This is a genomic window from Burkholderia ubonensis, from assembly GCF_902833085.1.
Taxonomy (GTDB): Bacteria; Pseudomonadota; Gammaproteobacteria; order Burkholderiales; family Burkholderiaceae; genus Burkholderia; species Burkholderia ubonensis.
In genome coordinates, this window is the sequence record NZ_CADFEB010000001.1 from 74,627 (window position 1) to 86,035 (window position 11,409).

Consider the following 11,409-nt stretch of genomic DNA (forward strand, 5'->3'; position numbering starts at 1 on the left):
CGATGGCGCGCTTTGCCGACCATCTCCTGCCCGGCGTGGCCGCGCCGCTCGGCGCGCACTGGGACGGCCTCGGCGTGAATTTCGCGGTGTTCTCGGCCAACGCGTCGCGCATCGACCTGTGCGTGTTCGACGACGGCGGCCGCAAGGAGCTCGCACGCATGACCCTGCCCGAGTGCACCGACGAGATCTGGCATGGCTACCTGCCCGGCGCGGGGCCCGGCCTCGCATACGGCTATCGCGCCTACGGCCCCTACGACGTGGCGCACGGCCACCGCTTCAACCCGGCCAAGCTGCTGCTCGATCCCTACGCGAGGCAGCTGACGGGCCGGCTGCGGTGGTCCGACGCGCTGTTCGGCTACCGCCTCGCGTCGCATCGCGCCGATCTCTCGTTCGACCGGCGCGACAGCGCGCCCGCGATGCCGAAGGCCGTGGTGGTCGACGACGGCGTCCACTGGGACGACCCGGACCGGCCGCGCATACCGTGGGACGACACCATCATCCTCGAGGCGCACCTGCGCGGCCTGACGAGGCAGCTCGACGCGCTGCGCGGGCCGTCGCGGGGCACCTTCGAAGCGCTCGCGTCGCCGCGGGTGATCGAACACCTGCAGCGCCTGGGCGTCACCGCGATCGAGCTGCTGCCCGTGCATGCGTTCATGCAGGACCGCTTCCTGCTCGCGCGCGGCCTGCGCAACTACTGGGGCTACAACACGATGGCCTTCTTCGCGCCCGAGCCGGCCTACCTCGCCAGCGGCAGGCTCGACGAAATGCGCCACGCCGTGCGCAGCCTCCATGCGGCCGGCATCGAGGTGATCTTCGACGTCGTGTACAACCACACCTGCGAAGGCAACGAGTTCGGGCCGACCATCTCGTGGCGCGGTCTCGACAATGCCAGCTATTACCGCCTCATACCGGGCGACGAGCGCCGCTTCATCAACGACACGGGCTGCGGCAATACGCTCAACCTGTCGCATCCGCGCGTGCTGCAGATGGTGATGGATTCGATGCGCTACTGGGTCGAAGCGCTCCACCTCGACGGATTCCGCTTCGATCTCGGCGTCACGCTCGGTCGCGAGGGCAAGGGCTACGATCCGGGCGCGGGCTTTTTCGACGCGATCCTGCAGGACCCCGTGCTGTCGCGCCTCAAGCTGATCTCCGAACCGTGGGACGTCGGGCCGGGCGGCTACCAGCTCGGCAATCATCCGCCCGGCTTCGCCGAATGGAACGGGCGCTTCCGCGACACGGTGCGGCGCTTCTGGCGCGGCGACCGGGGCATGCGGCCCGAGCTCGCGGCGCGCCTGCTGGCGTCGGCGGACGTGTTCGACCGCCGCCACCGCAAGCCGTGGGCCTCGATCAATTTCGTCACGGCGCACGACGGTTTCACGCTGGCGGACCTGGTGGCTTACGAGCACAAGCACAACGAAGCAAACGGCGAGAACAACCGCGACGGCACGCCTGACAATTTCAGCGCGAACTGGGGTGTCGAGGGCCCGGCGCACGACCCGGCCGTCCGTGCGCTGCGCGCCCGCGTGCTGCGCTCGCTGCTGCTGACCAACGTGCTCGCGAGCGGCACGCCGATGCTGTTGTCCGGAGACGAGTTCGGCCGCACGCAGGCGGGCAACAACAACGCGTACTGCCAGGACAACCCGCTGTCGTGGCTGGACTGGAACCAGGCCGCGTCGCCCGAGGGCGCGGCGCTGACGGCGCTCGTGGCGCGCGCGACGGCGCTGCGGCGCGCCATTCCGCTGTTGCGCGTCAAGCAATTCGTGCACGACACCAGGGAAGTCGCGCCGAACCTCAAAGGCACCGCCTGGTTCGACGAGCGCGGCGCCGAACTGACGCCTGACGACTGGCACAACCCCGAGGGCCGCGCGCTCGTGCTGCGGCGCGCGGCGCGCAACGCGCACGGCGATGTCGAACTGGTGTTGTGGCTCATGAACGGCGCCGGCATGTCGCTGTCGTTCACGCTGCCGCCCCCCGGCGCGCACTGGCACATGGAAATCGGCACGGCCAGGCCCGAGATCCTCCCGCATGCGATCCATACGCCAGCCATCGAGATCGCCGCGCATAGCCTGGCCATCGTGACGGGCTGCATCCGCAAGGACCGGCGTCCGCCGGAGGCCGCACCGGCCGCGCCGCCGGAAGATCAGGCCGAAGCGCCGGCGGCGCCTGCCGGCGACGCCTCACCGCCGGCCACGCCCGACAGCGGGGAAACCGCATGACGACCCGCACCTATCGCCATCCGCTGCCGTTCGGCGCCGCGCCGCAAGCCGACGGCACCACGCGCTTTCGCCTGTGGGCGCCGAGCCACCGGGCGGTGATGCTGGCCGTCGAAGGCCAGGCCCGCGTGCCGATGACGGCGCAGGCCGACGGCTGGCACGAGGCCGTGCTCGCCTGCGCCGCCGGCGCGCGCTACCGCTACGTGCTCGCCGACGGGACGGCGCTGCCCGACCCGGCCTCGCGCGCCCAGGATGGCGGCCCGCACGACGCGAGCATCGTCTGCGACGCCGGCGCGTTCCGCTGGCGCCACACCGCCTGGCGGGGCCGGCCCTGGCACGAAACGGTGCTGTACGAGCTGCACGCCGGCGCGTTGGGCGGATACGCGGGCGTCGCCGCGCAACTGCCGCGGCTCGCCGGGCTTGGCGTCACGGCGATCGAGCTGATGCCGATCGCGACCTTCGGCGGCACGCGCAACTGGGGTTACGACGGCGTGCTGCCGTTCGCGCCGTCGGCCGCCTATGGTTCGCCCGACGCGCTCAAGTCGCTGATCGACGATGCGCATGGTCTCGGCCTGATGATGTTCCTCGATGTCGTCTACAACCATTTCGGCCCGGACGGCAACGTGATGGGCCGTCTGGCCGCCCCGTTCTTCGACGCGTCGCGCCGCACGCCGTGGGGCGACGCGATCGATTTCAGCCAGCCGGCGGTACGCGAATTCTTCATCGAGAACGCACTGTACTGGCTGTTCGAATACCGCTTCGACGGTCTGCGCCTCGACGCGGTCCACGCGATCGGCGACACGTCGTTTCTCGTCGAGCTGGCCCGCCGGGTTCGCGCTCAGACGGCGCGGCGCGAACCCGACCGGCACATCCACCTCGTGCTCGAGAACGAGGACAACCGCGCGAGCCTGCTCGCGCACGATTTCACCGCGCAATGGAACGACGATGCGCACAACGCGATCCACGTGCTGCTGACGGGCGAGCACGACGGCTACTACCGCGACTTCGCCAAAGCCCCAACCGCGCGACTGGCCTGCTGCCTCGCCGACGGGTTTGCATTCCAGGGCGAGCGGGTCGCGCGCCTCGGGCGCCTGCGCGGCGAACCGAGCGCGTGGCTGCCGACGACCGCGTTCGTGATGTTCCTGCAGAATCACGACCAGATCGGCAACCGTGCCCACGGCGAACGGTTGACGGCACTGTGCGACGCGCAGGCGCTGCGCGCGGCCGTCGCGCTGCTGCTCCTGTCGCCGCAGATCCCGTTGCTGTTCATGGGCGAGGAATGGGGCTGCGCGCAGCCGTTCCTCTACTTCACCGATTACCACGACGCACTGGCCGACGCGGTGCGCGAAGGCCGGCGCACCGAGTTCGCGCACCAGCGCGCGTTTGCCGACCCCGCTGCGCGCGCGGCGATTCCCGACCCGAACGATATCGGCACGTTCACACGCTCGTGCCCCGCGCCGAACGACGCGAACAAGCCCGCGCACGCCGCGTGGCTTGCGTGGTACCGGACCTTGCTTGCCACGCGGCGCGCGATGCTCGTGCCGCGCCTGCCCGGCACCCGCGCGCTCGGCGCCGAGGTGATCAGCGCCGGCGCCGTGCGCGCGCGCTGGCGCATGAACGACGGCGCCGCATTGACCCTGTACGTGAACCTGCACCGGCAATCCGCCGGCTGCACCGCCATGCCGGCCGGCACGACGTTGTGCAGCACACCCGACGACGCGGCGAAGCGGCTCGCGGCCGGCGAGCTGGCGCCGGCCAGTTGCGTGGCGTGGCTGGAGGCGCCGCCGTGAGCGCCGCTCGCGACGCCCTCGTGCAGTTGGCCCGGCAGGCCGGCATCGCGATCGACTGGCAGGACGCCGCCGGCAACGCGCGCCGGGTCGACGTGGATACGGTGCGCGCCATCCTGTCGGCATTCGGGCTGCCGTGCATGACGGCGCGGCAATGCGGCGACAGCGCGGCGCGGCTGCGCGCGGCGGCGTGCGTCGTCGACGCGCCGCCGCTGCTGATCGCACGCTGCGGCGAGCCGACGCCGCTGCCGTGGCTCGGCGGGCGCGGCCGCATGCGCTACCGGCTGCATTGGGAAGACGGCGACACGCACGACGGCCACGTCGCCGCAGGCGCCGGCGGCGACGCGCCGCGGCTGCCGCCGCTCGCCCGGCCCGGCTATCACGGCCTCGAAATCGGCGGCAGCCGCCTGACGGTTGCCGTCGCGCCGCCCCGTTGCCATGAGCTGCCGCATCGCGCGCGCCGATGGGGCCTGGCGGTGCAGATGTACAGCTTGCGGCGCGCGCATGACGGCGGACTCGGCGACTTCAGCGCGCTGGCCGAGCTGGCGCGAGCAGCGGCGCCGCTCGGGGCCCAGACGCTCGCCGTGAGCCCGGTCCATGCGATGTTCGCAGCGAATCCGGCGCATTACAGCCCCTATTCGCCGTCGAACCGGCGCTGGTACAACGTGGCTCACGTCGATCCGGCCGCGTGTTGCGGCACGCATGCCGTGCGTGAAGCGGTGGCGTCCCTCGCGCTGTCCGCCGGCTTCGCCCGCCGCGAGTCGCAGCCGCTCGTCGCGTGGGCGCCGGCGGTGCGCGCGCGGCTGCGCGTCCTGCGGTTCCTGTTCGCGCGGCGAGACCGGTGGTTGAGCCGGGCGCAACGCGAATCGCTGGACGCGTTCCGCGACGCGGGCGGTGCGTCGCTCGAGCATCACGCCCGCTTCGAGATGCTGCATGCCCGGCTGCGCCGCGAGCATGGCGACGACTGGCGCGGCTGGCCGGCCGACGTGCGCGCGCCCGAGTCGCCGCAAGTCGAATGCCTGGCCCGTGAGCATCGCGACGAGGTGGCGTTTCACGTCTTCCTGCAGTGGCTCGCGCGCGACGGCCTCGCGACGGCGCAGCATGCCGCGCGCGACGCGGGGATGACGATCGGCCTGCTGGCCGATCTCGCGGTCGGCGTCGACCCGGCCGGCAGCGAGAGCTGGTGCCACGCCGCCGACATGTTGAGCGGCGTGGCGCTCGGCGCGCCGCCCGACCCGTTCAATCCGCTCGGTCAGTCGTGGGGCCTGTCGACCTTCGCGCCGTGGGCGTTGCGGCAGCATGGCTACCGCGCGTTCATCGACATGCTGCGGGCCGTGCTCGCCCATGCGGGCGGCGTGCGCATCGATCACGTGCTCGGTTTCGCGCGCCTGTGGATCGTGCCCGACGGCATGCCGGCCGCCAACGGCGCGTACCTGCGCTACCCGCTCGAGGACATGCTCGCGCTGGTCGCGCTCGAATCGTGGCGCCATCGCGCCATCGTGCTCGGCGAGGATCTCGGTACGGTACCGCCGGACCTGCGCGCGCACTTGTCCGCGGCGGGCCTGCTCGGCCTGGACGTGCTCTGGTTCGCGCGCGACGGCGACGGCTTCGCGTCGCCCGCCCGGTGGCGCGCGGACGCCGTCGCGACGACCAGCACGCACGATCTGCCGACCATTGCCGGCTGGTGGCGAGGGCGCGATATCGCGTGGCGCAAGCGCGTCGGGTCCGGCGCGCCCGGCGAGCTCGCGCGAGACGCGTCGCGCGAGCGGCGCACGTCACGCATTGCGCTGTGGCACGCGCTGCGCGACGAAGGGCTCGCGCCCGGCACGCCGGGTGCGCCGCTGCATGAGCCGCAACATGAGCCGCAACATGAGCCGCAACATGAGCCGCCGCATGAGCCCCCACCTGAGCCGCCGCTGGCGGAAATTGCCGCGTTCGTGGGCCGCACGCCGGCGCCGCTCGCGCTGCTGCCGCTCGAGGACGCGATCGGCCAGCGCGAGCCGGTCAATCTGCCCGGCGTGGTGACGGGCCACCCGAACTGGCGTCGGCGCCTGCCGGCCGCGGCGCCGCGGCTGCTGGCCGACGCCCGCGTCGCCGCGCGGCTGCGGGCGTTCGCGCAGGCGCGCGACGAGGCAGCGCGATGACGCCGACAGCGACACTGCGGCTCCAGTTTCACCACGGTTATCCATTCCGTGCCGCGGAAGCTGCGATCGACTATTTCGCGGCGCTGGGGATCAGCCATCTCTATGCGTCGCCGATCTTCGCGGCACAGCCCGGCTCGCGTCATGGCTACGATGTCGTCGATCCGAACCTCGTCAATCCCGAACTCGGCGGCGAGACGGCCTTGCGGCGTCTTGCCGCGCGGCTGCACGGCGTGGGCATGGGCCTGATCGTCGACATCGTGCCGAACCATATGGGCATCGGCGCCGCGAACCGTTGGTGGCAGGACGTGCTGACCCATGGCCGGGCGAGCCGCTACGCATCGTTTTTCGATATCGACTGGGCGAGCCGTGCGCTCGATGCGCGCGGCAAGGTGCTGTTGCCGGTGCTCGCCGAGCCGCTCGCCGTCGTGCTCGCGCGCGGCCAACTGCAACTGGCGCGGGGAACCGACGGGGAACCCGAGATCGACTATGCCGGGCAGCGGTTTCCTTTGTCCCCGGCGACGCGCGACGCGGCATCGTTGACGCGCTCCGCCGACGACTGGCATGCGCTGCTCGAACGCCAGCATTACCGGCTCGCCTGGTGGCCGCTCGGGCGCGATGCGCTCAACTGGCGGCGATTCTTCGACATCACCACGCTCGCGGCCGTGCGCGTCGACGATCCGGCGGTATTCGACGCGAGCCATGCGCTGCTGATCCGCCTGTTCGGCGACGGCCTGATCGACGGCGTGCGCATCGATCACGTCGACGGCCTCGCCGATCCGAGCGCTTATTGCCGGCGGCTGGTGCGCGCGCTGCGGCGCGCGGGCCGCCGCCAGCCTTATGTGCTCGTCGAGAAGATCCTCATGCGCGGCGAGACGCTCGACCCGGCCTGGGGCACGGACGGCACGACCGGCTACGATTTCATGAACGACGTCGCCGCCGTGCTGCATGACGACACGGGCGCCGAAGCGCTCGCCGGGATCTGGCGGGACCACACCGGCGACGCGCGCGACCTCGCGACGCACGTCGTTGCCGCCCGCGCGCAATTGCTCGACGAGACGTTCGGCAGCGAAATCGCACGGCTGATGACGGTACTCGGCGATATCGCCGGCCGCGAGCCGTCCGTGTGCGATGCCAGCCCGGCCGCCATCGAGCGGTGCGTGCGCGCATTGGCGCGCCACTTTCCCGTCTATCGCGCGTATCCGTCTGCCGGCCCGCGCAGCGCGACCGACGCGGCCGTATTCGCGGCGGCGCTGCCACGCGCACGGGCCGAACTGCATCCGCTCGACCGGCCGGTGCTTGCGCAGCTCGACCGCTGGCTCGGCGCCGACGCGCCGGGGCGGAGCCGGCGGCTGCGCGAGGCCCAGATCCGCTTCGCCCAGGTCACCGCGCCGCTCGCGGCGAAATCGGTCGAGGACACGGTCGGCTATCGCTGGTGCCGCGCGCTGTCGCGCAACGAGGTCGGCGCAGACCTCGCCACGCTCGGCATCTCCGTCGCCGCCTTCCATGCGGCCAACGCGGCGCGGGGCGCCACCTTCCCGCGCACGATGCTCACGACCGCCACCCACGATCACAAGCGCGGCGAAGACGTGCGCGCGCGCCTGGCCGTGCTGAGCGAAGTGCCCGAGCGCTTCGCAGCGGCCGTGTCGAGATGGTTCGACGACAATGCGCGCCATCGGGCGACGCTGGCTTCCGGCCCCGCGCCCTCGCCGGCCGACGAGCTGATGCTCTATCAGACGCTGATCGGCGCGTGGCCCGCCGCATGGCTCGCCGGGCCCGCTCGCGGCGCCGCGGCGCCGGCCGGGATCGACGCATTTTGCGAACGCATCGCCGCGTGGCAATTGAAGGCGATTCGGGAAGCCAAGCTGCGCACGTCGTGGCTCGCGCCCGACGACGCCTATGAAGCCGGCTGCCGCCGCTTCCTCGATGCGATCCTGCATGCTCCCCCGTTCGTCGCCGGACTCGACGACTTCGTGCGCGGCATCGCCGCGGCAGGCGCGCTCAACGGCCTGGTGCAGACGTTCCTGCGCATGACCTCGCCGGGCGTGCCCGATCTTTATCAGGGGTGCGAATTCTGGGATGAAAGCCTCGTCGATCCCGACAACCGCCGGCCGGTCGACTTCGCGGCACGGCGGGCCGCGCTCGAATCCGTGAGCGATGCGTCGCGGGCCGCCGGGCTCGACGAACTCGCGCATTGGCATGACGGCCGCATCAAGCTGACGCTGATCCACGACTTGCTCGCGATTCGACGCGCCCACGCGGCATGTTTCGACGGCGGCGCGTATAGGCCGCTGCCGGTCACCGGCGCAGCGGCCAACCATGCGATCGCCTTTGCCCGTTGCGCCGGCGACCGCACCGGCGGCGCTGTCGTCGCGGTGGCAAGCCGGCTGGCCGCGCGTTGGCTCCAGGCAGGCGCGGCGCCTCGCATTGCGCCGCACCATTGGCGCGACACGGCCATCCTCCTGGCGCGTCCCGCCGCCGCGTTGCCGGCAATGCCGGGGCAGCCCGCCGCATGGCGCGACGCGCTCACCTCATCCATCCATGTGCCGTCCGAGGGCGCACTTGCGTTGCGCGACGTGCTGCACACGTTGCCGGTCGCGCTGCTGGTGCCGGCCGGCTGACGGGGATGTTCCCGGTTGCCGTGTATTTTGCAGGCGGGGGCAATCCGCGTCGTCAGGCCCCGCGATTACTTCTTGAATCGCTCCTTCGCATCGCCGTATGACGCCTGTGTCTTGCCGGCGGCCTGTTGGGCCTTGCCTTTCAATCGGGTCCCCCAGTTTCCCAGGATCTTGCCGGCCAGCGCCTTCAGCTTGCCCTTCATTTCCTCGATGCGACCCTTTACCTGATCCTCGTTCATGGCATGGCTCCTTGAAGTTGACGGATGCCCGAACTACGCAAGCATGTCCTGCGCCGCGATGAAAAATGCCGGCCCGGGCACGGCGCTTGCGCCCCTTGAGGCGTTCGCGCCCGCGGACAGCGCGTTGACGGCCGGCAGGCTGTGCCCGCTCATTGTCAATCTCGCGGAGGAAAGAACATGAACATGCTCACTAGCGCCGGCCCGCTGGTTTCGCTGATCGCCGGCATTCTCATCCTCATCGTGCCCCGCTTGCTGAATTTCATCGTTGCGATCTACCTGATCGTCATCGGGCTGCTCGGGCTGTTCGGGGGACGTATCCATTAGACTGCGCACGTCGCGTCGCGTCGCATCGCGGCGTCACGCACCGGCGTCGACCTCGTCGCGCCCGGCGCCCGACAGTGCGAGCGCCACGTTGACGAGCGCGACCTGCGCGAGCATGAACGGGAAATTGCCGCACATCCGCGCCGCGCGGGTGTCGTATTCCTCGGCGAGCAGCCCGACGTCGTTGCGCAGCGCGACCAGCCGCTCGAACAGCACGCGCGCGTCGCGCCTGCGCCCCTGCATCCAGCGCACCTTCGCGAGCCAGAAGCTGGCCGCGACGAACGCGCCTTCGTCGCCCGGGCAGCCGTCGACGAAGCGCGCGGGCCGGTAGCGCCGCAGCAGCCCGTCGTCGAGCAGTTCCGCCTCGAGCGCGGCGACCGTGGCCGCGACGCGCGGGTCCGACGCGTCGAGAAAGCCGGTCAGCGGAATCAGCAGCAGGCTCGCATCGAGGCCGTCGCCGTCGTAGCGTTCGACGAACCGGCCGAGCCGCGCATCGTAGCCGTGCGCGAGCACGTCGGCCCGGATCTCGTCCGCCCAGCGCCGCCACGCGTCGAGCGGTGCGCGCTGGCCGAACGCGTGCGCGGACCGGCACGCGCTCTCGACGGCCGCCCACACCATCACTTTCGATGACGTGAACTGGCTGCGGCCGCTGCGCACTTCCCAGAACCCTTCGTCCGGCTCGCGCCAGATCGTGCTCAGGTGCTCGAGCAGCCGCAGTTCGAGGGTCCACGCGTCCTCGTCCGGCGGCAGGCCGTGCAGGCGCGCCTGATAGAGCGCGCTCAGCACCTCGCCGTAGACGTCGAGCTGCTGTTGCTGCGCGGCCGCGTTGCCGAACCGTACCGGCCGCGCGCCCTCGTAGCCCGCCAGGTGGCCGGCGATCCATTCGTCCGCGCGCCGGCCGCCGTCAGGCGCATACAGCACCTGGAGCTGCGACGGATGGTCGGCGATCGCGCGGACGAGCCAGTCGCGCCAGCGCGCGGCCTCGTCGCGGTAGCCGCAGCGCACGAGCGCGCGCAGCGTGAAGCTTGCGTCGCGCAGCCAGCAGTACCGGTAGTCCCAATTGCGTGCGCCGCCGAAATCCTCGGGCAGCGAACTCGTCGGCGCCGCGACGATGCCGCCGGTGCGCACGCTCGACAGCAGCTTGACGGTGACGAGCGCGCGCTCGATCGGGTCGCGATACGGCCCGCGCGCGGTGTTGCGCGCGCTCCAGCCGCGCCAGAACGCGTGGGTCGCATGCAGCGCCGCGTAGGGGTCCGGCACGGGCGGCGGCGGCTCGTACGAGCGCGCATAGCTGATGCAGAAATCGATGCGGTCGCCGGCCGCGATCCGCTGCGTGCCCACGAGGCGATCGTGCCTGCACGACAGGTCGGCCATCGAGTCGACCCAGACCGCATGACCGCCCGTCAGCATCCGCCAGCGGCGGCCGAGCCGGGTGCACCACGGCAATGCACGCCCGCAATCGAAGCGCACCGCGAGATCGACGTCCAGCGTCACCGCGCCGCGCTCGCCGCGCACACTGCGGACCATGCACGGGGCGGACGACGCCCAGCACATCCAGTCGCACAGCACGATGCGCCCCGATGCCGTGTCGAACGTCGTTTCGAGGATCGCGGTGCCCGGCAGATAGCGTCGCGTCACGCGCGCGACCCGCTCGCGCGGCGTCAGCCGGAAGCGGCCGTTGTCGGGCGTGCCGACGAGCGCCACGAAGCACGGGTCGGAATCGAAGTCCGGCCAGCATAGCCAGTCGATGCTGCCGTCGCATCCGACGAGCGCCGCGCTGCGGCCGTCGCCGATGAGCGCGTAGTCCTCGATCCGCATCGGGGTCACCCGCGTCGCCGCGATCGGGCGAACGCACCCGACGGCGCGGTGCGCTGCCGGCTGCGCAGCGCGTGACAGGCGAGACGGCGGCCGAGGCAGCCGGGCGCGAAGCCGTTCGCGACGATGGCCGCGAGCGACGCCCGGCCGCCCCGGTAGTCGCGGCGCGCATGGCGGGCCGCGTGCCCGATCGTGGCGCGCTTCATGTTCGCGTTCCTTCCGTTGTGATGTCTGATGGGGGCCGCGGGCTCCTCCCTGGCACTGCATGCGCC

General features: G+C 71.7%; 8 protein-coding genes. 5 read left to right on the top strand and 3 right to left on the bottom strand.

All coding sequences use genetic code 11. The features are described 5' to 3' along the window. Nucleotides 1-2 precede the first annotated feature (2 nt). From glgX to treY, 4 genes are read left to right on the top strand one after another with little or no spacing between them, the layout of a single operon-like run. Entirely contained in the window at nt 3-2,219 is a 2,217-nt protein-coding gene (glgX, locus tag HWX31_RS00315) for a glycogen debranching protein GlgX (RefSeq protein WP_174964308.1), read from the top strand. Next, on the top strand, nt 2,216-4,006 hold the full coding sequence (gene treZ / locus HWX31_RS00320) for a malto-oligosyltrehalose trehalohydrolase (protein WP_174964307.1): 1,791 nt from the start codon (nt 2,216-2,218) through the stop codon (nt 4,004-4,006). The genes glgX and treZ overlap by 4 nt, the downstream gene beginning before the upstream one ends. After that, nucleotides 4,003-6,147 carry a 4-alpha-glucanotransferase gene (gene malQ, locus HWX31_RS00325; protein ID WP_174964306.1) on the top strand — a complete coding sequence of 715 codons (2,145 nt, stop codon included), beginning with the start codon at nt 4,003-4,005 and terminating at the stop codon, nt 6,145-6,147. Before treZ ends, malQ begins: the two co-directional genes overlap by 4 nt. Next, nucleotides 6,144-8,765, top strand: a complete 2,622-nt coding sequence (gene treY / locus HWX31_RS00330; protein WP_174964305.1) for a malto-oligosyltrehalose synthase — start codon at nt 6,144-6,146, stop codon at nt 8,763-8,765. Before malQ ends, treY begins: the two co-directional genes overlap by 4 nt. 65 nt (nt 8,766-8,830) lie before the next feature. Here the strand turns inward: treY and HWX31_RS00335 are convergent, their stop codons facing one another. Then, nucleotides 8,831-9,001 carry a CsbD family protein gene (locus tag HWX31_RS00335; protein WP_174964304.1) on the bottom strand — a complete coding sequence of 57 codons (171 nt, stop codon included), beginning with the start codon at nt 8,999-9,001 and terminating at the stop codon, nt 8,831-8,833. A gap of 177 nt (nt 9,002-9,178) precedes the next feature. On the opposite strand from HWX31_RS00335, the gene HWX31_RS00340 reads away from it, so the two are divergent. Beyond that, a complete protein-coding gene (locus HWX31_RS00340) occupies nt 9,179-9,325 on the top strand; it encodes a DUF3096 domain-containing protein (RefSeq protein WP_076474806.1) in 147 nt (48 codons plus the stop codon). 33 nt (nt 9,326-9,358) lie between these two features. Here HWX31_RS00340 and HWX31_RS00345 read toward each other — a convergent pair whose 3' ends face one another. Further along, a complete protein-coding gene (locus tag HWX31_RS00345) occupies nt 9,359-11,140 on the bottom strand; it encodes a glycoside hydrolase family 15 protein (RefSeq protein ID WP_174964328.1) in 1,782 nt (593 codons plus the stop codon). 5 nt (nt 11,141-11,145) lie between these two features. Beyond that, nucleotides 11,146-11,343: a hypothetical protein gene (locus HWX31_RS00350; RefSeq protein ID WP_174964303.1), complete on the bottom strand. Its 198-nt coding sequence runs from the start codon at nt 11,341-11,343 to the stop codon at nt 11,146-11,148. Nucleotides 11,344-11,409: the final 66 nt, after the last annotated feature.

What these genes read in the sequence shown, in the direction of transcription:
- HWX31_RS00350 (WP_174964303.1), bottom strand. Translation starts at nt 11,343, where the DNA reads ATGAAGCGCGCCACGATCGGGCACGCGGCCCGCCATGCGCGCCGCGAC.
- treY (WP_174964305.1), top strand. Translation starts at nt 6,144, where the DNA reads ATGACGCCGACAGCGACACTGCGGCTCCAGTTTCACCACGGTTATCCA.
- HWX31_RS00335 (WP_174964304.1), bottom strand. Translation starts at nt 9,001, where the DNA reads ATGAACGAGGATCAGGTAAAGGGTCGCATCGAGGAAATGAAGGGCAAG.
- HWX31_RS00345 (WP_174964328.1), bottom strand. Translation starts at nt 11,140, where the DNA reads ATGCGGATCGAGGACTACGCGCTCATCGGCGACGGCCGCAGCGCGGCG.
- HWX31_RS00340 (WP_076474806.1), top strand. Translation starts at nt 9,179, where the DNA reads ATGAACATGCTCACTAGCGCCGGCCCGCTGGTTTCGCTGATCGCCGGC.
- treZ (WP_174964307.1), top strand. Translation starts at nt 2,216, where the DNA reads ATGACGACCCGCACCTATCGCCATCCGCTGCCGTTCGGCGCCGCGCCG.
- glgX (WP_174964308.1), top strand. Translation starts at nt 3, where the DNA reads ATGGCGCGCTTTGCCGACCATCTCCTGCCCGGCGTGGCCGCGCCGCTC.